Below are 24084 nucleotides of genomic sequence, written 5' to 3' on the forward strand. Positions count from 1 at the left end.
GCCGCGATTGAGCAGCGCCATGCGCGCACCGGCGCCGGCGTTCACGCGAAGGTCACGCGGCAAGGCGCGGCCGGGAATAGGCCGCGCCCTTACGCATTCAATTTCATTTGTATGCAAATGTTTCCGGATCGCCCGATCCGGAAACCAAAACGCTGTTTTCGCGAAATCCATCCGATACATGGCAGGCGCATTTACCCGGCATTGCACGGCGGCCACGAATAAACCCTCGGCCGCCGCTGCTCTTCAAGGGAGATGAAAATGTCGATGTTCGAAAATCTCGGCCGCTTCGGTGCGACCATCAGGCAGGCCCACGCCAGGAACAGGGCGACCCGCGCGCTGAACAGCCTGCCGGCACATGTCCAAAAGGACATCGGCTGGCCGGCATCGCCGCAGAATGATCCGCAGGCCGCGCTCACCGCGCTGCTTCTGGGTACGTCACGCTGATGACCTTCGCCGACAAATGCAAATTGCTCGGCATCCGCCGGGGACCTCGCACGTCCCCGGCGATCACCAGCAACCGATTGGGCGCCGCACTCTTGCCGCGCCGCTGACCACCGCGGTATGTCGGATCCATGCGGCGGATCACACCACCGTGTTGCACACGGCGTCAATCTTGACATTTTCGGCCAGTACACGATCTTCAAAAAAGAAGGGGAGTTCTTTTAGTCGGCTGTCGCCGAAACTCGTGTATGCGCATGCCAAGTTTGAAAAGCCACTTCGTTTCCTTCGTGCTCAGGTACAGCCGGAAAAAGGCGTTTTCCAGCCCGGAAAACCTGCAACGCTGGATTGCCGCCGCGCGCAAGACCGAGGATCATCATCCGCCGGTCTCGCTGCAGCAGCGTTTCGACATCCAGACGCGCGCAGTCGACGGCTTTCCGGTCTACGAGATCGCCCCCAGGGCCGGCGAGCGCAAGCGGATTCTCTACCTGCACGGCGGCGCCTATGTCTTTGAAATCACGCCCTATCATTGGTACCTGATTGCCGACATGGCCGACCGTCTGGGCTATGCCGTCACCGTACCGATCTATCCCATCGCTCCCGAGCATGACTTCCACGCCATGTTCGGCATGGTTGGCGACGTCTATCGCCAAATGCTCGACGAGACCGACCCCGAGGACATCGTCTTCATGGGCGATTCCGCCGGCGGCAACATGGCCGTCGTGCTGACCATGATGGCGGCCGAACAGGGTCTGCCGCCGCCATCGCGTCATGTTCTGATTTCACCAGGGCTCGACGTTTCGCTTGCAAACCCCGAAGTGTTCGAAGCGGAGAGGAACGATCCCTGGTTGGGCATTGCCGGCGGACGGGAGGCGATCCGGCTCTACAGTGCCGGAATGCTTCCCACCGACTGGCATATCAGTCCGGTCTATGGCGATCTCTCGGTTTTGCCAAAGACATTGCTTCTCACGGGCTCGCGCGATCTCCTCACACCCGACAATCTGATCTTCGCGCAAAAAGCGCGCAGCGCAGGCGTCGAGGTCGAGCTCGTGTACGAGGAAGGCATGTTCCACGTCTGGCCATTGATCGACATGCCGGAATCGCGCCGCGCGCGCCAGCACATCGTCACGTTCCTCAACGACGTCGGCGCACCGATCAGCCAAGGCACCAGAACAAGCTTCGAAGCGCCCTCCGCCGAGGCGGCGGAGTAGCGCTTTCAGTCCCGCACGCCCGGCGGATCAGAACTTGCCGGTTTCCCGGAACACTTCGAAGGTGGCACGGATGTGGTCGGCGACAGCCTTGACCGGAGCGCTGGCATCCGGCGCCACCACCATGGCCAGATTGTAGGTGCCGATGTCGGGCATGCCGTCCTTCGGGCAGAGTTCGACCATGTCGTTGCCGAGGAAGGACTTCGGCAGCGGCGCCACGGCGAGGTCGGACATGATGGCGGCCCGCTGGCCGGCCGTATGGGCGCTCATATAGGCAATGCGGTAATTGCGCCCTTCGCGGCTCAGCGCTTCGAGCGCGCCGGCCCGCCAGGCGCAGCCCTCTTCCCATAGCGACACCGGCAAGGGCTCGCGCAAATGCGCGCAGCCGCCCTTGGCGCCGGCCCATACGATCGGCTCGGTCAAGAGCACCTCGGCGCCGAGCGCGCTGGTCTTGTAGGAATTGGTCAGCAGCGTGATGTCGAGCGCGCGGTCGTCCATGCGCCGGCGCAGGTTGCTGCTCTGGTCGATGGTGACGTCGACCGCGATCGAGGGATGCGACTGCGCGAAGCGCTTCAGCACATGCGGCAGCACGCGCTCGCCATAGTCATCCGGCGAACCGAGCCGCACCACGCCGACGATATCGGGGATGATGAACTTCGACACCACCTCGCGGTTGATCGACAACAGCCGGCGGGCATAGCCGAGCAGCATTTCGCCGTCCGTGGTGAGCGTCACCGAACGCGCGTCGCGCGCGAACACCGAGCGGCCGAGAATGTCTTCCAGCTTCTTGATCTGCATCGACACCGCCGACGGCGTGCGGAAGACGGCGTTGGCGGCGGTGGTGAAGCTGCCGGTCTCGGCAATCGCCACGAAAGTGCGCAAAACGTCGAGATCGAGCAGCGGTAGCGGATGATTGAGTGGGGCGTTCATGGCGATCGACCTTCAATTTTTCTGATACAAAGCATCATTCCATTTCGTTTGATTGAACATCAGTTTGGGAGGATAGTCAATCTTGTCGAAGCAGGATGCTGCCAGATGCAGCCCATGAAACCAACACGACACAGACCTGCATCCGACATGAAATGAAGCTGAAACAGACATGACGTAACCAGCCACTGCCTGGCATCCCCGTCAGGCACAGAAGGGAGAATGAAATGTCTATCCTGTCGTCCATCGGCCGCATCGCGACCGAATTCAGCGAGGCCCGTGCCCGCTACCAGACCGAACGTGCCATCCGTTCCCTGCCGATCGAACTGCAGAAGGATATTGGCTGGCCTGAAGCCTCCGACGCCAAGGCCGGTATTCGCAACGGCATCGGATCCTGGGCTGGAGCAAAGTAAACCGTGTGTATCAAATGCTGAAGGCCTGCCGCGCCACCCGCCCGGCAGGCCTTCTCTATTTTATTTGCATTCAAATGAATTCACGAGCCATGCTGCCGCTGCATGGCGCATATGAACAAGCCGCATAGCATCCCGATTTTTGAACTAACCGACTGTAAACAATAATGGATTCTGAGCATCATGCCCAAATTTGTCGCATCTGATGTCGCTTTTCATATCAAGCGCTTCGCTTTTGCGATTTAGTTTCTGCTTACACAAGCCTATATCACCGCCAGCAAACGAGCTGCCCCACTCCATCAAGCGAAGGCGACCCGTCTGAGCAACCGAATGGAGATGATCATGAAGCTTTTTGCCCGCCTCTTCGCCCGCCGCGAAATGAACCTGACGACCGCTCTCGAGCGTCAGCGCCTCGCCAACACCATGCCCGGCCAGACCGGCGCCATGGCTGCTGCACGCCTCGGCTTCGTCGCCTGAAGATTTCTTCGGGGCAGCGCGTCCCTGCCGCTGCTCCCATGACTGCAACGCCGCCCGGCCTTGGCCGAGGCGGCGTTTTTGTTTCGACCTCACCCGCTCCCGCGGGGTTAATCGATCGCATTGCCCATTTGCGACCCATGTCGCAAATTTAATCGCGTCCAGGCGGCGTAGCCGATTGACAAGCATGGTTTTTCCTGATGACGCTATGCTATTCGCGACATCCTGTTCGCGTCATGGCTGTGTGAGGTTCCCTTGAACGCCGTAAAGCATCCGATCAAGCGATCGTTTGTGTTCTTTCTTGTCCCCGACTTCACCATGATCGCTTTTGCGACCGCGCTCGACCCGCTGCGTTCGGCCAACCGCATGCTCGGTTACGAGGCCTATCGCTGGCGCCTGGCCAGCATCGACGGCAAGCCGGTGCGCGCCTCCAACGGTGTCGAATGCGCCGTCAACACCTCGCTCGAGGAGGAGCGCAGGAAGATGGCCGGCCCTGAACGGCCCAACATGGCCATCGTCTGCAGCGGCATCGATGTCGAGCGCTACCATAACAAGTCGGCCTTCGCCTGGCTGCGCGAGGAGTACAATCGCGGTGTCGCCGTCGGCGGCCTGTGCACCGGCGCGCACATCCTCGCCGCCGCCGGTCTGCTGTCCAACAAGCGCTGCGCCATTCATTGGGAAAACCTGCCGGGCTTTTCCGAGGCGTTTCCCAAGGCCAATGTCTTTGCCGATCTCTTCGAGATCGACCAGAACATCTACACCTGCGCCGGCGGCACCGCAGCACTCGACATGATGCTGAAGCTGATCGGTGACGATTTCGACGAGAGCCTCGTCAACCGGGTCTGCGAGCAGGTGCTGACCGACCGCGTGCGCAGCCCGACCGACCGCCAGCGCCTGCCGCTGCGTGCCCGCCTCGGCGTGCAGAACTCGAAAGTGCTGACCATCATCGAACTGATGGAAGGCAATCTCTCCGAACCGCTGTCGCTGATCGAGATCGCCGACCATGTCGACCTGTCGCGCCGCCAGATCGAGCGCCTGTTCCGCACCGAGATGGGCCGCTCCCCTGCCCGCTATTACCTGGAAATCCGGCTCGACCGCGCCCGGCACCTGCTGATCCAATCGTCGATGCCGGTGGTCGAGGTGGCGGTAGCCTGCGGCTTCGTCTCGGCCTCGCATTTCTCCAAATGCTATCGCGAGCTTTACGCCCGTTCGCCGCAGCAGGAGCGTGTCGACCGCAAGCAGCTGCTGGCCGCTTGATCCACAATTCCGCCGGTCAGGCCTCGGTCGGTTGTGCCTGCGCCGTCCGCATCGCCTCGACGCGGATATCCTCGGTCAGTCGCGCCTTCAGCGCGGAGAATTCCGGACTGGTTTTGAGCGTGTAATGGCGCGGATGCGGCAGGTCGATGGCGACGTCCGACTTGATGCTGCCGGGCCGCGCCGTCATCACGATCACCCGCGAGGCCATGAAGATCGCCTCCTCGATGTCGTGGGTGACGAACAGCACCGTCTTCTTGCGCCGTTCCCAGATGCCGAGCAGCAATTCCTGCATCAGCCCGCGCGTCTGGTTGTCGAGCGCGCCGAACGGCTCGTCCAGCAACAGGATCTCCGGATCGTTGGCCAACGCCCGAGCAATCGCCGTGCGCTGCTGCATGCCGCCGGAAAGCTGCTTCGGCCAATGGTTCTCGAACCCTTTCAGCCCGACGAGATCGACATAGGAAGCGACGATCCCGTCACGCTCCTTCTCAGTCATGCCGCGTTCGCGCAGGCCGAAGGCGATATTCTCGGCCACCGTAAGCCACGGAAACAGGGTGTAGGACTGGAAGACCATGCCGCGATCCGATCCCGGCCGCGTCACCGGCTTGCCGTCGAGCAGCACGCGGCCTTCGCTCGGGGCTTCGAGGCCGGCGACGATCCTGAGCAGTGTCGACTTTCCGCAGCCGGAGGGCCCCAGAATGGTGATGAAATCGTTGGCGGCAACCGCCATGTCGACCGGCATCAGCGCCCTGACCGGCTGTCCGCCGCGCACGCCGGCAAAGGTGCGCGAGACGCCCTCGATGAGAAGCTTGCTCACGCCAGGCTCCACGGAAAGAGCCAGCGGTTGAACGCCTTGAAGGCGAAGTCGGACAAAAGCCCGATCAGCCCGATGACGATGATGCCGAAGATGATCTGCCCGGTCGCCAGCCGCGACTGGCTGTTGATGATCATGTAGCCGATGCCCGACGACGAGCCGATCAACTCGGCGACGATGACATAGGTCCAGGCCCAGCCGAGCACCAGCCGCAGCGTCTCGGCGATCTCGGGCGCATTGGCCGGCATGATCACCCGTTTGACGATGCCGTTGTTGGTCGAGCCCAGCGTATAGGCGGCCTCGACCAGATCGCGCCGCGTCGACCCCACCTTGACGGCAATGATCAGGATGATCTGGAACACCGAGCCAACGAAGATGACGAGCAGTTTTTCCAATTCGCCGATGCCGGCCCACAGGATGAGCAGCGGAATGAAGGCGGATGCCGGCAGGTAGCGCGCGAAAGAGACGAAAGGTTCGAGAAACGCCTCCACCGGCTTCCAGGCGCCCATCGCGATGCCGATCGGCACGGCAACAACCGACGCCAGCACAAAACCGCCGAAGACCCGCCAGATGGTGATCAGTATGTCGAGCCAGAAACGGTCCTCGACCAGCAGCCGCCAACCGTCCCGCAGCATCGACAGCGGGTCGGCTAGGAAGATGCGGTTGACGTGCCCGCCAAGCGTGATCCAAGCCCAGAACGCCACAAACAGCACGAAGAAGGAAATGCCGAGCACGGTTCGGAGGCCCGGCGCGACCGGATGCAAGGGGCGCATCGTCAGATCGTCCGCATCGTCAGATCGTCCGCATCGTCATTTCGTCCCCATGCTCAAATTTGTCCGTGGGAAAGCGGCGGCGCCAGGCGCCGTCGCTTCATGGGCAAAGGCTGTTCGTCAGTTCGCCACCGCGCTGGTGTCGGCCAACGTCCCGACGTCGGGCGCTTCCTTGATCAGCCCCATCTGCAGCAGCAGATCGCCGGCGGTCTTGGAAAAATCCTGGAATTCCTTGGTGAAGAACTGCTTGTTTTCGGCCTTGTCGGCCCATTTCAGGTACTTCGCCGAATCCTCGAATTCCTTGGCAGACTGTTTCACATCGGCGCCCATGATCTCGTAGGATCTCTGCGGATCCTTCTTGATCAGGTCGAGCGCCTCGAAATAGCTGTCGGCGAGCGCCTTGGCGGCATCCGGGTTGGCCTTGAGGAATTCCGGCGTGCAGCCGACCGTGTCGAGGACCATCGGATAGTCGAGCGTGGTCGCCAGGATATGGCCTTGGTCGGCCTTGTCACGCACCGCCGAGATGAACGGCTCATAGGTGACCGCGGCATCGTTCTGGCCGGCGAGGAAGGCTTGCGCCGCCGCGTCCGGCTCAAGGTTGACGACGGTGACATCCTTGGTCGACATGCCGTTCTTGTTCAGGACCCAGGCGAGCATGAAATAGGGTGACGTGCCCGGCGCCGAGGACGCGACATTCTTGCCCTTGAGATCGGCGACGGTCTTGATGTCGTTGCGCACGACGATGCCGTCGGCGCCGTAGGATTTGTCGAGCTGGAAGATCTGCTTGGTGGTCACCCCGCTGGCGTTCCACACCAGCCAGGTCTCGACCGTGGTGGCGGCGCATTGCAGGTCGCCGCTGGCGATGGCGAGCGGACGGCTGGCCTGCGGCACCTTCTTCAAGGTCACGTCGAGGCCGTGTTTCTCGAAGAGGCCTGCCTGCTTGGCAAGCGTCAGCGGCGCGAAGCCGGTCCAGCCGCTAATGCCGATGGTCACCGACGTGGCGGCCATCACCGGCGCGGACAGGCCGGCGGCAAGCGTCAATGTTGCGGCAAAAATCGCGATTCTGCTCATGTCGGTTCCCCTTTTGTTTCTCTTGGAGGAAATAGTTCACAGACACCGGCGACCTTGTCAATCAACAGCATGGTGAAGCGTATGCCGGGTTGACCGCAGACAGCAGCCGGCCCGGCAGCCAAATGACCCAATGGCTACTGGCCGCCTGAATCCAGGATATTTTAACCGTCGCAGACGCACTCGGCGGACGAGATGCGATCGTTCCAGTTGCCTCCGAGATAGCGGGCTCTGCGGCCGATCTCGATCGAACGGCCGCCCATCCGCGTATCCTCATAGGCCACGAGCGTGCAGCCGCGGCTGACGAACACCGACGAAACACGATCGTTCCAGAACTGACCACCGCGAAAGCTCACCGAATCGTCGGGCGCCATTTCGATCGACCGGCCGCGAAAATTCGCGTGCTCGAACATGACGCAGGCAGGCTGGTCGTTGTATTGGGCGCTGGCGCCATCTGCAAAAAGCACGGACGCGACAGCTGTCAGGACGGCAAGGCGTTTCATCTGATGTTTCCTCGGTTCGACCGTGGCCCCCGCCGGCTGGATAGCGCGGGCTGATCAGTTTGCCAATGCCTCCTCCGACCCGCGCCTGGGTCTCTAGCGGCTGTCCGGCATCCAGCTCCGGTTGCGCCACATTTTCTCGCCGATCTGGCAATCGCTGGCGGGCTTTTCCTGCGCCAGCACGACTGGCGGACGATCCGCCTCCTCGGCCGCCCATTGCGGTGACGCCGGGCCGGCAAGCTCCAGCACCAGCTTGCGGCGGATGGCTTCGGGGAATTGCGTCCAGTCGTTGACCGGGATCATGAAGGCTCCTGGGCCGCCGATAACGCAGTCGCTGTAGTAGCGGTCGAGATCGTTGACGTCGTAGGCGCCGGAAAAGCCGCCGCGGGTCATCAGCGGCAGGCCGTTGATGACGATGCCTTGGCTGACCACCCCGTCACGGGTGAGGTTGACCGGCGCGCCCTGGTTGTTGGGCCCGTCTCCGGAAATGTCGATGACCCGCTTGGTCCCCTGGTAGCCGCTTTCGGCGAAAAGGTCGCTGCCGAACTCCAGTGCGCCGGAAATCGAGGTGCGTCGCGCGCTGTCGGGCGGATGCGCCGACATTTGCGCGACCACCCGCTCGGCATCGTCACGGTTGGCGATGACCGTCCATGGCACGATGACACGCTGCCAGCTCGTGCCGGCCCATTCGACATAGGTGACGGCGATCTTGCCATAGGAGCCATTGGCGATCGCCTGCAATACATTGTCATGCGTCAGTGCCGCCGCGTAGCCATGGCGCTGGATTTCGAGTTCGTCCGCCGACATCGACAGCGAGACATCGACCGCCAGCACCAGTTCGACATCGACAGGCTCGTCCGCGCGCGATCCCGGCGTCAGCCAGAGCGTCAGTGCCAGCGCGGCGCAGCCGGAAAGCAGATGTCTTGCACACGGGAAAGCAGACATGCCGCAAGGGTAAGCGAAAACCATCCGGTTAAAAAGACAAAAGCCCGGCTCGAGGCCAGGCTTTTGCGATCGCTCCGCTGCTCCGCCGGCACTCAGCTGCGCGGCTTGAGGTTCTCCGGATCATAGAGCGGCTTGTAACCGACAGCCGCGACTTCGACCGGATATGTCTCGCCGAAATACTCGACAGCCAGCTTGCGGCCTTCCTGGGCATATGCCCACGGCAGATAGGCGAGCGCAATGTTCTTGCCGATGGTCGGGCCGTAGGCGACCGAGGAAGTGAAGGACCGGCGGCCGAGTTCGTCGACCAGCGTTTCGCCCGTCTTTGGGTCCATCACCGGCATGATGCCGACGGGATAGCGGGCGACGCCCTTGGAATCGGTGTTCTCGGTCATCACCAGCGTGCACAGCATGGCCGGCTGGTGCTCGCGCGCGCGATACTCCAGGTGTTTGGCCTTGCCGCAGAAATCGTTCTCCTTGACCTTCGGACGCGCGAGATCGGCTTCGAGCAGATTGTACTCGGTCAAGAGGTCGGCGTTCTGCAGTCGCAGGCTCTTTTCCATGCGGCGCGTGTTGGCATAGGTCTCGACGCCGAACGGCATCACGCCGGTCGAGCGCAGCGCATCCCACACGGCGAGACCGTCCTCGTAGCGCATGTGCAGTTCCCAGCCCTGCTCGCCGACATAGGAGATGCGGAAAGCGGTGACGTCCTTGCCGCCGATCCTAACCGGCTTGATCGCCGCGAACGGAAAGTTCTCGAGCGAAAGACCCTCGGGGTTCTCGACCATTTTCTGCAGGGTGGCACGGGCATTCGGACCCCAGATGCCGATGGTGACGAATTTCTCCGTCACGTCGGTAATGGTGACATCGAAACCTTTGTCCTGCGCCGTGCGGCGCATGTACTGGAAGTCCCTCGGGCCGGCATCCGCGCCGTCGATCAAACGACAGCGATCCGCCATGCGGATGACGGTGAAGTCGGCGCGCACCATCCCTTCCTCATCGAGGAAGTGGGTGTAGATGCCCTTGCCGATATTGTTGTCACCGCCGATCTTGGCCGCGCAAAGCCACTCCAGCAACGCGACGTGGTCGGGTCCCTCGATGTCGTACATCGAGAAATGCGACAGGTTGACGATGCCGCAATCCTCGCTCATCGCCAGATGTTCGGCGTTGGAGACACGCCAGAAATGGCGATTGTCCCATTCGTTCTCGCGCACCGGTACGCGGTTGCCGTATTTCTCCAGCAGATGCTCGTTGGCGGCATAGCCGTGAGCACGCTCCCATCCGCCCAGTTCCATGAAGTAGCCGCCGAGCTCCTTCTCGCGCTCCCAGAACGGCGAACGCCTGATGTTGCGGGCCTTGGAAAACGGCTCGCGCGGATGCACCGCGGGATTGTAAACCTTCATCGCCGTTTCGGTGCAACGGTCCCAGATGAACTGTTCCTTCGTCTGGTGCGGATAGAAGCGCGCATAGTCGATGGCGTGGTGGTCGATTTCCGTGCGGCCGTCCGTCATCCAATCGGCGATCAGCTTGCCCATGCCGGGGCCGTCCTTGACCCAAATGGCGACGGCATACCAGAGCCCCCTCACCTTCTGGCTTTCGCCCATCGACGGTCCGCCATCGGCCGTCACCTGCAAGAGGCCGTTGAAGGAATGGCTTTCGTTGTAACCGAGTTCGCCTAGGATCGGCGTCAGTTCCATGGCGCGCTCGAGCGGCGCCAGGATCTGCTCCATGTCGAGATCGCGTTGCGACGGCGATAGCCGGGCCTCATGCTTTTCCAGCAGGTCGCGCGGATGGCAGAGCCGCGGATTGTTTTCTTCGTAATAGCCCCACTCGATCTGCCCGCCCTCGGCGGTCTTGGGATCGCCGGTGTCGCGCATGTAGGCCGAGTTACCCTGGTCGCGCAGCAGCGGCCAGCCGATCTCCTTGCCGGTGCCGGCGAACTCATTATAGGGGCCGAAGAAGGTCAGCGGATGGTCGATCGGCATGACCGGCAGATCCTCGCCGACCATTTCCGCGATCAGACGGCCCCAGATACCGGCGCAGACGATGACATAATCGGCTTCGATGGTGCCGCGATCGGTCACCACGGCGCTGATCCGGCCGTCCTTGACGACGAGCGACCTGGCCGGCGTGTTGGCGAAGGATTTGAGCTTGCCCGAAGCTTCCGCTTGGTCGACCAGCTTGCCTGCAACGGTTTGCGAGCGCGGGATGACGAGGCCCGCATCAGGGTCCCAGAGGCCGCCCTGCACCATCCCTTCTTCGATCAGCGGGAATTTTTCCTTGATCTCGGCGGGTTCGATCAGGCGTGCACGTGTGCCAAAAGCCTTCGCAGAAGCGATCTTGCGCTTGATCTCGTCCATGCGGCCGTCGTCGCCGACGCGCGCGACTTCAAGGCCGCCGATGCGCGCGTAATGGCCCATCTTCTCGTAGAAGTCGATGGAATAGAGCGTCGTCCAGCAGGACAGGAAGTCGTGGCTGGTCGTGTAGCAGAAGTCGGAGGCATGCGCGGTGGAACCGATATCGGTCGGGATGCCCGACTTGTCGATGCCGACGATGTCGTCCCATCCACGCTCGATCAGATGATGGGCGATCGACGCGCCGACAATGCCGCCGAGGCCTATGATGACGACCTTCGCCTTTTTCGGAAACTCTGCCATTGCCCGCGACTCCAGATGCTATTGCGGGCAGCGTCGGCGCCCGTTTGATCGGCGCACAATATGCAGGCGACAGCGACCACGCTACCGCCTGTTTGCGACACGCCGCTGGTGCGGCGCGACCCCTGCATGATCAGGAGAATCATGACCCTCAGGCGAAGGCCCAGATGTCCTCGGCCTGGAAGCCGACCTGGTAGCCCGCCGTCTTCAACTTGACCACGACCTGGCCGATCTCGGTCGCCGGCAGCGCGCCGACCTCGACCTTGATCATGCCCGGACGATAGCGCTTGAGATCGAGCTGTTCGAAGACGACCCAGTCGGCGCCTTCGCAATCGACGAGGAAGGCGTCGATATGACTGATGCCGTTGCGGTCGAGCAGCGTCTGCAGCGTTTCCGACGGCACCTCGATATCCCGAAGGTGCGGTGCGAACTTGTTGAAGTTGGCGTCGGCCTCGCCCCAGGCGTTCTTGCCCGACATCAGATTGGTGTCGGTGACCGACGAGCAGCCGATGAACTCGATCGGCAGCGTGCCGGCCTCGAGCGCCGCGGCATCAAAAGTGTGGACGGTGATCGTGCCCTTGGTTTTTGTGACCGCCACGGGCTCGATGATGAAGCGGCTCGTGTCGGGATAATTGGCGCGCAGCCGCTTCTGATTGTACGGGATCGGCTCGACCAGCATGGCGCGCGCACCGGCAATCTTGTGCAGCCATGGCGTGACGTCATCGAACAGCGCGCCGTCGCAGGCGCCGACATTGACCATCTGGAACGGCCGTCCTGCTCCACCGAAGCGTGCTTTCAACGCCGCCTTGGCGAGGAATTTCGTGCCGCGCAGCGACGGTCCGCGATCGAGCAGGCCTGCCGGGAGACCGATAGACAGCGCAGTCCGCGCCAGGCTGGATAGCGAATTCATGGCTTGTCTCCGGGAATGATTTGCAGCGCCGCGCGATGCTGGCCGCGGGCAATGGCTGCCCACAGCGCCATGAACGGCGTTGCCAGCAGCAGGAAGGGCGGGATCAGATGCGGGAAATAGATCCGCGTGTCGTGGATCGGAAAGACGGTGAACTTCGCCAGCGCGCCAAGCACCAGTGCGGCGAACAGGATGCCGGCACGCCGGTCGAGGCGGAAGCCGGCGCGACCGGCAGCGTACCAGCCGGCCAGCGCCAGCACCGAAACGCCGACCCAACTGTTCAAATTGACGGCGCGCAACAGCGACACGGCGAACGCCCTGAGATAGGCGATGACCGAGAAGGCCGGCTCGAACCCGTCCATATTATAATGCTGCTCGATGGTGGAGAACCAAAGATGCGGCCACCAGCCGGGATGATGAGCCCAGTGTGAAATCGCGAAATAGGCAATGAAGGACGCGGCAAAGCCGGCCAGCGCGCCCCATGCCTTGTGCCGGAAGACGACCAGCAGCACCGCGAAAACGGCAAGGAAAACAATATTGTCCGGCCGCACCATGAAGGCGAGAAAGAGCAGGATCGCCGTCGCCGCCTCGCGGCACCTGATGTAGGCGTAGAGCCCGCCGAGCAGCAGCGCCGACGTCAGCAGGTCCGGCGTCGACACGCGCGCCGCATCGCCGAAATCGGCCATGATCAGCACCGCGCTGACCACCGGCGCTAGGGCCAACGCGTTTTGCGAACGCAGCCAGAGCAGCGTGATCGCGCCGAACAGCAGCACCGAGAACACCTGCACCAAGCGCATCGCCTTGACCGGGGACATCACCGAGCTCATCGTCGACAATATCTCGGCATAGAGAAACTTGATCCGGTACATGCCGAGCAGCGAATGGAAATCGGCGGCATTCTCCGTCATATGGCTGCGGAAGCCGCCGCCATCGTCGGTCAGCGTCTGGTAGTCACCGGCCGACACGCCGGATTTGACGGTGCTGTAGGCGTAGTCATGCAGCGCCTGCGCATCGGGATAGGTGCCTTCCTCCGATATTGCGAGATAGGGCAGCATGTCCCAGTTGGCGTCCGGCATCACCCAGGCCGTGAACGCCGTCAAAAGGATGTAGAGCGCGAAGGCCGCCGCGCCGATCGGGGCTGCCAGCCTCGCATAAGACCCCTCGCCCCACGCCAGGCCGGCCTCGGTGAGCCGGTCGATCTGGTTTTGCGGAGCGGGCGACTTGGTCAGCATGATCTACTCAGCGAGCTTCATTTTAACGAACTTGGCTTTTGACGAAATCCTTCACGATTCCGACAATGCCGCGCGACAACAGGCTGTCGAAGGCATCGACGAAGCGGTCGACATGTTCGCGCTGGCAGATCAGCGGCGGCTCGAGCCGGATGACGTTGCGGTTGTATTCGGTGAAGGCGACGAGCACGTCGTAGTCGCGCAGCAACAGCGCCCCAACGAAACCGGACAGCGAGCCCTTCAGCTTGTCGTCGAGCACGCTGACGATCGGCCGCAGCACCATCGGCAAGGTCTGCGAGAAATCGTGGAACTCAAGCCCGACCATGAAGCCCTTGCCACGCACATCCTTGATGATCTTGGGATATTTGTCCTTGAGCGCTTGCAGGCGCGCGAGCAGATAATCACCGGTGACGACGGCGTTGTCGATCAACCCCTCGTCATAGAGCACGTTGAGGCCCTCGATCGAGGTGACGCAGGCCTCGCCCATGCCGCCGAAGGTGGCCATGGCATGGATCATTGCCGTCTTCGGCGTGCCGTATGCCTTCATGTAAACCTCGCGGCGCGCGATCATGGCGCCGACCGCCGCCTTGCCGCCACCGAGCGACTTGGCCAGCGCCGTCACGTCGGGCACCACGCCGTAGTGCTCGAAGGCGTAGAACCGACCCGAGCGGCCATAGCCGCACTGCACTTCGTCGGCGACCCACAGCACGCCATACTGGTCGCACAGCGCGCGCAGCTTCTGCCAATACTCGGCAGGCGCCTGGATGATACCGCCGCCGCCCTGGATGGTTTCGAGCACGATGACGCCGACCTCCGGATCGGAGCGGAACAGGCGCTCGACCGCATCGATGTCGGCAAAGGGAATGCGCACCGTATTGTCCGCCATCTTGAAGTCGGCGCGGTAGAGCTGCCCGTCGGTAATGCCGAGCACGCCCTTGGTCTTGCCGTGGAAGGAATTCTCGGCATAGACGATCTTCGGCCGCTTGGGGCCTGCGGCGCGCTCAGCGAGTTTCACCGCCGCTTCCATGGCCTCCGAGCCGGACGAACCCAGGAACACCATATCGAGATCGCCGGGCGAGCATTTGGCGAGGTTGTGCGCCAATGCCGCCGCATATTGCGACATGAAGGCGATGGCGATTTCCTGGCGCTTCTCCTCCTGGAACTTTTTGCGCGCTTCCAGGATGCGCGGATGGTTGTGGCCGAAGGCCAGCGACCCGAAGCCGCCGAAGAAATCGAGAATCTTGCGGCCGTTCTGGTCGATGTAGAACATGCCCTCGGCACGCTCGATCTTGATCTTGTGGAAGCCGAGCAGCTTCATGAAATGCAGCTGGCCGGGGTTGAGATGCGCCTTGAACAGGTCGGTCATTGCCGCGATGTCCATCGCCTTGGCCTGCTCGACGCTGATCAGGTCGGGCTTGGCGATGGTGGCGGGCGACAGCGCCGGCGCGTTGACCATGGTACGCGCATTCGTCTGTTCGGGCTTGGCCATGACGGTCATTTCAATCTCCCTGTCCGCGCTTACGACCAGAGTCGTGCGCCATAAGCTGTTGGCAAACCCGCTATTCGGCGGGCACATGTTTGGTGGCGACGGCATGCCCGGCCTTCTTGGCGCGGTACTCGCTGTAGGCGGCGATCAGCATGTCCTCGTCGCGATATTGCGGCACCCAGCCGAGCTGCCGCTCGGCCTTGGACACGTCGAGCACGCATTCCTCGTCCGCGATCAGATACTGCTCCGGATCCATGATCGGCATGTTCATGAGATCGAGCAGGTCAAGCGTGCGCTTGACCGCCCAGCCCGGCGTCGGGATCAGGAGCGATTTCGACCCTGCATGCCTGATCAAGTCGCCAAGCAGCCTCTTGACCGGCGGAGGATTAAGCGAGCCGAGATTGTAGGCCTCGTTTGGCACGCCGGCTTTCCAGGCCGCGCGGGCAGCTTCCGCACAATCGAAAACCGAAATGAACTGATAGGGATTTTTGCCCGAACCGATCATCGGCACCGGCAAGTTCCAGTCGATCAGCTTGAACAGTTTTTCCAGGATGCCGAGCCGGCCGGGCCCGATGATCAGGCGCGGGCGAAACAGCGAGATCGACATGCCGCGCTTGCGCCATTCCGCCGCCAGTTCCTCAGTCTTCTGCTTTGACCAGCCATATTCGCCGAGCGGCGCGACCGGATGCTCCTCGGTCATCGGCTGGGTGACAGTGTGGCCGTAGATCATGTCGGTCGTGTAGTGGACGAGCTTGGGCGCGCCGGCTCTGTCCATGGCCTGCAGGATGTGTTCGGTGCCGTGAAAATTCACCGGAAAGAAGAAATCGTGCCGCTTGGCGCGCACCTGGATCGGCGACAGCATCTTGGCCGACAGATTGTAGACCATGTCGTCGGCCTTGAGCCCGACAGCGGCGACCGACGCCAGATCGGTGACGTTGCACGTGACGAATCGGACGTTGCGGTAGTGCGCAAGGTCGCTCCTGGCGATGTCGGCAACGACGACCTCTTCGCCATCGGCCACGAGCTTCGGGGCAAGGTGGCGGCCGACGAAGCCGTCACCACCGAAAATAACATGTCTCATCGAACGGTCTCATTGTGAATCTTGTCGGACGGAAGGGAAGCCGTTTCCTCTTCGTGCACGCGACCACTCTGCGCGATCAGCACCGTGCCGACGCAGATGAAGGCGATGCCGGCGATGCGCCAGCCATTGAGGTCCTCGCGGAAGACGAAATAGGCGAAGAAGGAAACGGCGACATAGGCGAGGCTGAGGAACGGATAGGCAAAGGAAAGCTCGACCTTGGACAGCACATAAAGATGCGAGGCCATGGAAATCGCGAAGGTGCAAAGCCCCAGGAACACCCACGGGCTGAAGACGATCTGCAGCAGCTTGACCAGCGGGTTGGCACCCTCGAACGAGATCGGCCCAAGCGACATCATGCCCTGCTTCAGCATGAGCTGCGCAGCGGCATTGGTCATGACCGTAAATAGAATGAAGACGATATATTTCATGTCAGTGCGCCCGCCCCGTGACATCGAGTAATACAAACCCCAAAAGATTTCGTGAACTCAGAAGAATGTTTTGAGTAAACCTTGGTGTTAAGCATTCGATAACCATGAATCATTTCAATTTTAGCTATTCGGCAGCCTCGGCGCGGCGTCGCCGCAGGTCGATGCTCCCAGCCGTGCGCGCCCAGAAATCAGACATGAAGGCAGGGTCGCGCAGCGCTTCCAGCCGCGGCCAGTCCGGGAAGGAGGCGGCGAAGGTCGAAGCCGCCATGCGCGCATCCTTGTAAGGGTTGACCGCCCCTCCGGCCGCGATTGTGATGCGGTCGAGTTCGCCGAGCAGCGCAAGCGTCGCCGCCCCCCTGTTGGGGAAATCCAGCGTCAGCGTATAGCCCGGCCGCGGAAACGACAGCAGTGCCGGCGAGCGGACTCCGCCGAAGCGCTTCAGCACGGTCAGGAAGGATCCCTGCCCGGCCCGCCTGGCGGCGGCGAGCAATTCCGGCACGACGATGCGCGCGGCCTCCTCCGGCACCACGCTCTGGTGCTGGAACAGTCCATTGGGGCCATAGAGCCGGTTCCAGTCGCGCACGCCATCGAGCGGAAAGAAGAAACCCTGGTAACCGCTCTGGCGCGCCACTGTCGTCCGACCCTTCTTCCACCGGTAGGCGGCGTTGAAAACGGTCAGGAACGGCCGGTTGAGCACGTTGAAGGGCGGCTGGAACGGCACCGACAGATTGCCGCCGGCCCGCGCGGCCGTATGCGAGCCATGCTCGGCGTGGTTGCCAGTAAACAAAAGGCCGCGCCCGCTCCGGCGGCCGCCCGCGAGCTGATCGATCCAGGCCACGGCATATTCATTGGCCTGATCCGCCGCCTCGGCGATATCGAAGAATTCGCCGAGGTCGCGAAACGGCGTTGCCTTCTCGACGATGTCGAGCGAAGGAACCCGCATCAGCCGGATCGAGGCCGACAGGATCAGGCCAGTGAGCCCCATGCCGCCGATGGTCGCCGCAAACAGGCGCGGATTGTCGGTGGCCGAGCAGCGATAGGTTTTTGCGTCGGATCGCAGCAGCGTGAAACTCTCCACGTGGCAGCCGAACGTGCCGCGCCGGTGATGGTTCTTGCCATGCACGTCATTGGCGATGGCGCCGCCGAGCGTGACGAATTGCGTTCCCGGAACCACTGCCGGAAAGAAGCCGTGGGGTGCTGCGTGCGCGATGATGTCGGACAACAACACGCCGGCATCCGCTTCGAGCACACCGGTCATGGCATCGAAGCCGCGAATGCGGTTCAGGGATCGCATGTCGACCACCGCGCCGGCCTGGTTCTGGCAGGAATCGCCATAGGAACGGCCATTGCCATAGGCAAGCAGCGAGGTTTCGCCGGCCTGACCAGCCTTCAGCAACGCGATGGCATCATCGGCCTGGATGGCCCTTGGCGCCGGCGGCGTGGCAAGGCCAAAGCTGCGGAAGCGTTCAGCCATGCCTACCAGCCCCCGATGACCAGCAGCACCGCGCCGATCAGCACCACGATCTGGCTGCGCCAGTCGCGGATGATGAAGACGACCGGATCGTCATGCATTTCGTCGCGACGCGCCAGGATCCAGACCCGCATGGTGAGATAGAGCACGATCGGCGCCAGCGGCCAGATCAGCCACGGATGTGGATAGAGTTCGCGCACCGCGACACTGTCCATGTAGAGCGCCAGCACCAGAGCAGAGGAGAAGGCCGAAGCCATGCCGGCCTGGGCGATGATCTCCTGGTCCTCGGTGCGATAACCCCGTCCGGCAATGCGCTCGCCGGGCGGAATGGCGGTGGTGCGCAATTCCACAAAACGCTTCACCAGCGCCAGCGACAGGAAGAAGAAGATCGAGAAGGCGAGCAGCCAGAACGAGACGTCGACGCCGGTCGCGGCCGCACCGGCGATCACCCGGATCGTGTAGAGGCCGGCAAGCGTCAGCACGTCGACAAGCAGCATGCGTTTGAACGACAGCGAATAGGCTGTCGTGACCACCATGTAGCCGCCAAGCACGGCCAGGAATTCGAGTGACAGGAACGCCCCGGTGCCAATGCCGATCCCCAGCAGCACCGCGATCGCGCCAAGGCCGAAGGGGATCGACAGCGCGCCGCTGGCGAACGGCCTGTTGCGTTTGGTGACGTGCTTGCGGTCGAGCGCCAGATCGAAAAAATCGTTGAGGATGTAGATCGCCGACGCCACCGCGCTGAACGACACGAACGCCAGCAGGCATTCCCAGATCATGTTGGAATTGAAATATTCGTGCGAGAGCACCATCGGCACCGCGATCAGCGAGTTCTTCAGCCACTGGTGCACACGCAGCATCTTGACGACGGTCCGCAATGTCGGCTTCGGCGCCGGCATCGTTTCGGCGCCATGCGCCGCCTGCCAGCGCGCGGCATGACGGTCGGGTGCGACGACAATCGCATTGCGCGCGGCGTCGAAGACCTGGAGGTCATGGCGGCTGTTGCCGGCATAGTCGAAACCGCCATCGCCATAGGCTGATATCAGCGAGGCGCGCTTCCGGCTCGCTGTGAGATTGTCGAAGCCGTCGGTAGCCAGCACCCGGTCGAAAATGCCGAGATGGGCCGATATGGCGTCGGCAAATTTGCGCGGCGTGCCGGTCGCCAGCACGATCTTGCGGCCCTCGGCATATTCGGCGCGAAGGCGGTTGAGCAATGGCTCGCGATAAGGCAGCGACGCGGGATCGATGTCGATGCGCTGCGCGATCGCCTGCTTCAGCCGCGCTGGCCCGCCAGCCGCCCAGAACGGGACGAGGAAGATATAGAGCGGGTTCTTCTTGAGAAGGATGAACAGTCCTTCCCACAACAGGTCGGTCGCGATCAGCGTGCCGTCGAGATCGACCGCAAGCGGTATTGCGTTCCTGTCCGACCGCGCATCCATGTACGTCCTGCCCCTGCCGCCGTTTGATCCGGGAAACCGGAATCTCGTTGCGCGCCGTGTTTCGGCGTCTTGGGGCTGGTATAGCGGGGTATGGCGTAGCGAACGTTAAAACGCACGGTTGTGGGCGGCTGTCGCGGTGGTATTTCCGGCGTCATTGTTAAGCAACCGCTACCGAAAACAATAAAAGGCCGGACAAATGCCCGGCCTTCCAATCATGCCGCCAGGATTACTTGATGCGGGCGACGCCGCCGGAGATCTCGACGGTTTCAGAACCCGTCAGCGCTTCGAGGTCGCCATTGGGCAAGGTGACGAAGCAGCCATTCTGGCAGAATTCGACGGTTTCACCGCCGGCCAGCGCAAGGTCGGTCTTGCTGCCGCCTTCCGTCACGATCAGCGTGCGGGTCTCGGCGTCCTTGTTGACCGCGCTTGCGGAATGGGCCGAGCCGCTCACGGCGAGCAAGGCGACGGCAGCGACGAGAGACTTCCACATTTGCAATATCGGTGTTCCCACCGCCTCTGTTGCATTACGCAAGGCATTTTCGCCTTTGCATGGGAGCTTATATGAGATGGAAGCTGAACCGCAACTGAATGCCGCATTCATGCCGCAATTGGCTTCGGCTTGCCGGCTTCCGGTCTAGTCGGGATCCGGCTTGCGCAGCTTGCGTCCTGATTTGGCGAGCTTTTTTGCCTCGGCCGCGGCCTCAACCTTGGCTTGTTCCTGTTCGGCGAAGTCGGCCTCGACCTTGTCGTCGTCGGTCGGCCAGGCCTTGGGCTTGTGGGCCTCGACGACGGCGCGCGGCGTCGAGGGGATCTCGATATGCTGGTCGCTGAACTTTTCCAGCACGGCGAAGCGGACATCGTTCTGAACGATGTTGCCGTTCATCACATCGGCCAAAAACACGCGGATTTCGAATTCGAGCGCGGCAGGTCCGAAATTGGAAAACAGCACGAAGGGCTCGGGGTTCTTCAACACCAGCTGATGACTGCGGGCGATGTCCAGCAGGACGGCGTGAACCTGCTTGACGTCGCTGCCATAGGCGACGCCGACCTTGATGTCGATGCGGCCGAGCTTGTTGCGGTGCGTCCAGTTGCCGACGGCGTTGTTGATCAGGTTGGAATTGGGCAGGATCACCGACTGCCGCTGGAAGGTTTCGATCTCGGTGGCGCGCACGCTGATCTTCTTGACGGTGCCGCTGACATCGCCGGCGACGATCCAGTCGCCGACCTTGAACGGCCGCTCGGCCAGCAGGATCAGGCCGGAGACGAAATTGGACACCACATTCTGCAGGCCAAAGCCGATACCGAGGGAAAGCGCACCCGCGACCAGCGCCAGGCTGGAGAGGTCGATGCCGGCGGCCGAGATACCGACCAGCGCCGCCAGCGCGACGCCGGCATAGCCTACCGCCAGCCGGATCGAGTTGCGCACCCCGGTATCGACCTTGCCGCGCGCCATGACCGAGCCGTCGAGCCAACCCTGGAACCAGCGCGTCAGGAAATAGCCGATGACGAAGACGACGATGCCCGAAAGGATGCCTGTGACCGAAATCGTCACCGAACCGATGTTGATCCCTGTCGCGAGCTTGTAGGCCCAGGCCTGGATGTCGCCGGGCTGGAATCCCCACATCAACAGGATCAGCGGCAGGAACACCAGCACGATCAACAGGTTGATGGCGATGCTGACGACGAGGCCGAGCTGGTCGAGCGCGGTGTCGTCATAGCTGGAATTGGCCGACAGCCAGCGGCCCACGAAGGTGTTGGCGAAAGCGCCTTCCTCGCCGATCGCCTGCGCCGACAGGAAGCCGATATAGGCGGTGATCAAGGCTGTGCCGGTGACAACCACCTGCAGCGAGACGAACAGCGCAAGGCCGATATAGCCGAGCAAGGCTGCTATGATGGTGAACAGGCCAAGGCCCAGCGACAGGTAACGCAGCCATGCTGGCCACGGCCGCCAGCTTCCGTCGCGCGCCTTGAACGGCCGCAGCATCGCCATCAGGATCAGGATGATGCCGACGACGATGGTGGCGACAAAACTGCGCGCGATGGTCAGCGACAGCGGCGAGCCCATCTTGTCGTTGATCACCGACAGGAAGGTGTTGACGCTGATGACCACGGCCATGGCGGTGGCCAGGCGCACCAGCCAGCGCGCCGGCCCGGTTTCGACCGGGATCAGGCGCCAGTTCGGCAGCCGCGGTTCCAGCGCCGCGTTGGTCAGCCGGTTGACGCAGAACACCACGCCAATGACGGTCGCCAGCGCGTTGAGGAAGAGCCCAATGTCGCCGCGCAACACATTGTAATAATTGAAAAAGAAAATTGTCGATCCAAGAAAGGCGGCGACCGCCAGCGTCGGCAGCAAGGTCGACCAGAAGGCCACCGACAAGCGGCTGAGATAGGATGGGTCCTCATTGGTGGGGTCGGCTTCGAACACCCGCCCGAACAGGCGCCTGCCGCCGACCAGCAGCACCAGCGCCAGGCCGAGCGCCACGAAGGTTGCCGCCAGGATCGCCTGGAACTTGAACTTGAAGGCAAAGCTCAGCCAGGACGACACCGCCTTGTAGAAATTGCCGAACTCGTCGCGGGCGTCGGAAAACACCTGCGGGCTCAGCGCGTCCGACAGCACGTAGCGCTTGGTCAAAAGATTGCGGAACAGCTCGCTTCGCATGTTGCCGATCTTGTCGATCAGCCCGCTGATGCGGATCGAGAGGGCCTGGGCCTGAGAGATGACCGCGTTGATCTCGGCCTTTTCGGATGTCAGCGCCTGGCGTTCGGCGCTGACGATATCGGGCTCTTCCGGCTGGCCGGCGGCGGGGGCCGGGCCAAGCTGCTCCAGACGGGCGTTGATCTCGCCAAGGCGCGTGCGGAAGGCCAGCGCGCTGTTCAGCGATTGCCGTGACAATTCCTCCAGCTGCAGGCGGATATCGACAAGGCTGCTATCGTCCTCGCCATTCTGCTGGGTCTGCTTTTCGAAACTGTCGGTCTTGGTGGTCAGGCCCTGGATGATCTTCTGCTGGTCGGCGACCAATCCGGCGGGTGCCTGGCCGACGCCCTGGGCCGCCGCGTCGAACGTCGGCGGCGCCGAGACGACCAGCATGAGAACCATGATGAGGCGGAGCAATCGGAAAAGCATGATTTGTGGGCGACTCATGGGCGGCAAAGGCAATTTGAAAGCCTGTCCTTGATAAAGACGGCCATATCATGGGGCAAGCCGTCGCGTCGGGGCGTTGACAAAGGCGTCGGCCAGTCGAAAGGCCATGGCGCAATATTGGCTTTGCGCGTGCGGCCTGCTCTATAGTCTGCCGCATCGCCCGAACCGGACAACGTGCACATGGCAGAGTACTCGGCCCTTTCGCTGCTCGCGAACGCGCTCAAGGGAAACAAGGACTGGAAACCGGCTTGGCGCAAGCCGGACCCTAAGGCGTCCTATGATGTCATCATCATCGGCGGCGGCGGCCACGGGCTGGCAACCGCTTACTACCTTGCCAAGGAGCACGGCATCACCAATGTCGCGGTGCTGGAAAAGGGTTGGCTCGGCTCCGGCAATGTCGGCCGCAACACGACGGCCGTGCGCTCGAACTACCTGCTGCCGGCCAACACCCGTTTCTACGAATATTCGATGAAACTGTGGGAGAACCTCTCGCACGAACTCAACTACAACGTCATGTTCTCGCAGCGCGGCTGCCTGAACCTGGCGCACACGCCGGCCCAGTTTGACGACTACGCACGGCGCGGCAACGCCATGCGCCATCTCGGCGTCGATGCGGAGCTGATGACGCCGACCGAGATCAAGCGCCTAATCCCGGCGCTCGACATCTCCGGCGATGCGCGCTTCCCCGTGGTTGGCGGCCTGATGCAACGGCGCGCCGGCACCGCCCGCCACGACGCTGTCGCCTGGGGCTATGCGCGCGGCGCCGACCGGCGCGGTGTCGACATCATTGAGAATTGCGAGGTCACCGGCTTCCTGCGCGACGGCGATCGCGTCACCGGCGTCGCCACCTCGCGCGGAGACATCCGCGCCAAGAAGGTGGCGGTCGCGGTGGCCGGCAGCACGGGCCGGGTCATGCAACTGGCCGGCGTCGAGACGATGCCGATCGAAAGCCATGTGCTGCAGGCCTTCGTCACGGAATCGCTAAAACCCTTCATCGACACCGTCGTGACCTTCGGCATGGGCCATTTCTACATGTCGCAGTCAGACAAGGGCGGCCTTGTCTATGGCGGCGACATCGACGGCTACAACAGCTACGCCCAGCGCGGCAACCTGCCCGTCGTCGACGAGGTGATGAGCGAGATGCTGGCGCTATTCCCGGGTCTTGCCCGCGTGCGCATGCTGCGCTCCTGGGGCGGCGTCTGCGACATGTCGATGGACGGCTCGCCGATCATCACCACCGGCCCCCTGCCCGGCATGTATCTCAACTGCGGCTGGTGCTATGGCGGCTTCAAGGCGACGCCGGCCTCTGGCTGGACCTTTGCCTGGACCATCGCCAAGGATGAGCCGCACGACTTCAACGCGCCGTTCACGCTCGACCGTTTCCACCGCGGCCTCGTCATCGACGACAAGGGCCAGGGTGCGAACCCCAGGCTGCATTAGGT

At 62.5% G+C, this 24084-nt stretch carries 23 protein-coding genes; 6 read left to right on the forward strand and 17 right to left on the reverse strand.

The genetic code is table 11. The annotated features are described in order from the left end of the window. Positions 1 to 216 (reverse strand): hypothetical protein (locus LB577_RS27485; RefSeq protein WP_224689712.1); only part of this gene is annotated, 216 nt, incomplete at its 3' end. 42 nt (positions 217 to 258) lie between these two features. On the opposite strand from LB577_RS27485, the gene LB577_RS27490 reads away from it, so the two are divergent. Both LB577_RS27490 and LB577_RS27495 read left to right on the forward strand, forming a co-directional pair. After that, positions 259 to 444: a hypothetical protein gene (locus LB577_RS27490; protein ID WP_023763389.1), complete on the forward strand. Its 186-nt coding sequence runs from the start codon at positions 259 to 261 to the stop codon at positions 442 to 444. A gap of 251 nt (positions 445 to 695) precedes the next feature. Next, positions 696 to 1649 carry an alpha/beta hydrolase gene (locus LB577_RS27495; RefSeq protein WP_224689713.1) on the forward strand — a complete coding sequence of 318 codons (954 nt, stop codon included), beginning with the start codon at positions 696 to 698 and terminating at the stop codon, positions 1647 to 1649. Positions 1650 to 1676: 27 nt separating this feature from the next. Here LB577_RS27495 and LB577_RS27500 read toward each other — a convergent pair whose 3' ends face one another. Continuing rightward, positions 1677 to 2576, reverse strand: a complete 900-nt coding sequence (locus LB577_RS27500) for a LysR substrate-binding domain-containing protein (protein WP_013894970.1) — start codon at positions 2574 to 2576, stop codon at positions 1677 to 1679. Between the two features lie 224 nt (positions 2577 to 2800). Here LB577_RS27500 and LB577_RS27505 point away from each other — a divergent pair, with 224 nt between their 5' ends. From LB577_RS27505 to LB577_RS27510, 3 genes are all read left to right on the forward strand, one after another. Next, positions 2801 to 2986: a hypothetical protein gene (locus LB577_RS27505; RefSeq protein WP_023763386.1), complete on the forward strand. Its 186-nt coding sequence runs from the start codon at positions 2801 to 2803 to the stop codon at positions 2984 to 2986. A gap of 339 nt (positions 2987 to 3325) precedes the next feature. Next, positions 3326 to 3460 (forward strand): hypothetical protein, encoded by a 135-nt coding sequence (locus LB577_RS33190; protein WP_013894968.1) that lies wholly within the window; start codon positions 3326 to 3328, stop codon positions 3458 to 3460. A 315-nt stretch (positions 3461 to 3775) separates the two neighbouring features. Then, entirely contained in the window at positions 3776 to 4714 is a 939-nt protein-coding gene (locus LB577_RS27510) for a GlxA family transcriptional regulator (protein ID WP_348625706.1), read from the forward strand. A 16-nt stretch (positions 4715 to 4730) separates the two neighbouring features. Here the strand turns inward: LB577_RS27510 and LB577_RS27515 are convergent, their stop codons facing one another. From LB577_RS27515 to LB577_RS27585, 15 genes are all read right to left on the reverse strand, one after another. Then, positions 4731 to 5528 carry an ABC transporter ATP-binding protein gene (locus LB577_RS27515; protein ID WP_224689714.1) on the reverse strand — a complete coding sequence of 266 codons (798 nt, stop codon included), beginning with the start codon at positions 5526 to 5528 and terminating at the stop codon, positions 4731 to 4733. Then, positions 5525 to 6298 carry an ABC transporter permease gene (locus LB577_RS27520; protein WP_013894965.1) on the reverse strand — a complete coding sequence of 258 codons (774 nt, stop codon included), beginning with the start codon at positions 6296 to 6298 and terminating at the stop codon, positions 5525 to 5527. The genes LB577_RS27515 and LB577_RS27520 overlap by 4 nt, the downstream gene beginning before the upstream one ends. Before the next feature lie 117 nt (positions 6299 to 6415). After that, on the reverse strand, positions 6416 to 7366 hold the full coding sequence (locus LB577_RS27525) for an ABC transporter substrate-binding protein (RefSeq protein WP_224689715.1): 951 nt from the start codon (positions 7364 to 7366) through the stop codon (positions 6416 to 6418). A 161-nt stretch (positions 7367 to 7527) separates the two neighbouring features. Beyond that, positions 7528 to 7866: a peptidase inhibitor family I36 protein gene (locus LB577_RS27530; protein ID WP_013894963.1), complete on the reverse strand. Its 339-nt coding sequence runs from the start codon at positions 7864 to 7866 to the stop codon at positions 7528 to 7530. Positions 7867 to 7959: 93 nt separating this feature from the next. After that, positions 7960 to 8808: a DUF1194 domain-containing protein gene (locus tag LB577_RS27535; protein ID WP_224689716.1), complete on the reverse strand. Its 849-nt coding sequence runs from the start codon at positions 8806 to 8808 to the stop codon at positions 7960 to 7962. A 92-nt stretch (positions 8809 to 8900) separates the two neighbouring features. Beyond that, positions 8901 to 11462 carry an FAD-dependent oxidoreductase gene (locus LB577_RS27540; RefSeq protein WP_224689717.1) on the reverse strand — a complete coding sequence of 854 codons (2562 nt, stop codon included), beginning with the start codon at positions 11460 to 11462 and terminating at the stop codon, positions 8901 to 8903. Positions 11463 to 11610: 148 nt separating this feature from the next. Further along, the gene (locus tag LB577_RS27545; RefSeq protein WP_224689718.1) at positions 11611 to 12369 is read right to left on the reverse strand and encodes an FkbM family methyltransferase; all 759 of its coding nucleotides are present in this window, start codon (positions 12367 to 12369) and stop codon (positions 11611 to 11613) included. Beyond that, positions 12366 to 13598 carry a hypothetical protein gene (locus LB577_RS27550; protein ID WP_224689719.1) on the reverse strand — a complete coding sequence of 411 codons (1233 nt, stop codon included), beginning with the start codon at positions 13596 to 13598 and terminating at the stop codon, positions 12366 to 12368. The genes LB577_RS27545 and LB577_RS27550 overlap by 4 nt, the downstream gene beginning before the upstream one ends. Positions 13599 to 13620: 22 nt before the next feature. Beyond that, positions 13621 to 15051 carry an aspartate aminotransferase family protein gene (locus LB577_RS27555; protein WP_224689742.1) on the reverse strand — a complete coding sequence of 477 codons (1431 nt, stop codon included), beginning with the start codon at positions 15049 to 15051 and terminating at the stop codon, positions 13621 to 13623. Between the two features lie 103 nt (positions 15052 to 15154). Further along, complete coding sequence (locus tag LB577_RS27560; RefSeq protein ID WP_224689720.1) at positions 15155 to 16162, reverse strand: NAD-dependent epimerase/dehydratase family protein; 1008 nt, start codon at positions 16160 to 16162, stop codon at positions 15155 to 15157. Beyond that, positions 16159 to 16626 (reverse strand): EamA family transporter, encoded by a 468-nt coding sequence (locus LB577_RS27565; protein ID WP_224689721.1) that lies wholly within the window; start codon positions 16624 to 16626, stop codon positions 16159 to 16161. Before LB577_RS27565 ends, LB577_RS27560 begins: the two co-directional genes overlap by 4 nt. 88 nt (positions 16627 to 16714) lie before the next feature. Beyond that, on the reverse strand, positions 16715 to 18064 hold the full coding sequence (locus LB577_RS27570) for an FAD-dependent oxidoreductase (protein ID WP_224689722.1): 1350 nt from the start codon (positions 18062 to 18064) through the stop codon (positions 16715 to 16717). A gap of 2 nt (positions 18065 to 18066) precedes the next feature. After that, complete coding sequence (locus LB577_RS27575) at positions 18067 to 19500, reverse strand: UbiA family prenyltransferase (protein ID WP_224689723.1); 1434 nt, start codon at positions 19498 to 19500, stop codon at positions 18067 to 18069. A 226-nt stretch (positions 19501 to 19726) separates the two neighbouring features. After that, a complete protein-coding gene (locus LB577_RS27580; RefSeq protein ID WP_023763371.1) occupies positions 19727 to 19990 on the reverse strand; it encodes a hypothetical protein in 264 nt (87 codons plus the stop codon). A gap of 144 nt (positions 19991 to 20134) precedes the next feature. After that, positions 20135 to 22624 carry a mechanosensitive ion channel family protein gene (locus LB577_RS27585; RefSeq protein ID WP_224689724.1) on the reverse strand — a complete coding sequence of 830 codons (2490 nt, stop codon included), beginning with the start codon at positions 22622 to 22624 and terminating at the stop codon, positions 20135 to 20137. Positions 22625 to 22822: 198 nt separating this feature from the next. On the opposite strand from LB577_RS27585, the gene LB577_RS27590 reads away from it, so the two are divergent. After that, positions 22823 to 24082 carry a sarcosine oxidase subunit beta gene (locus tag LB577_RS27590; protein WP_224689725.1) on the forward strand — a complete coding sequence of 420 codons (1260 nt, stop codon included), beginning with the start codon at positions 22823 to 22825 and terminating at the stop codon, positions 24080 to 24082. Positions 24083 to 24084 lie beyond the last annotated feature (2 nt).

Source organism: Mesorhizobium sp. B283B1A (assembly GCF_020165735.1).
Classification (GTDB): Bacteria; Pseudomonadota; Alphaproteobacteria; order Rhizobiales; family Rhizobiaceae; genus Mesorhizobium; species Mesorhizobium opportunistum.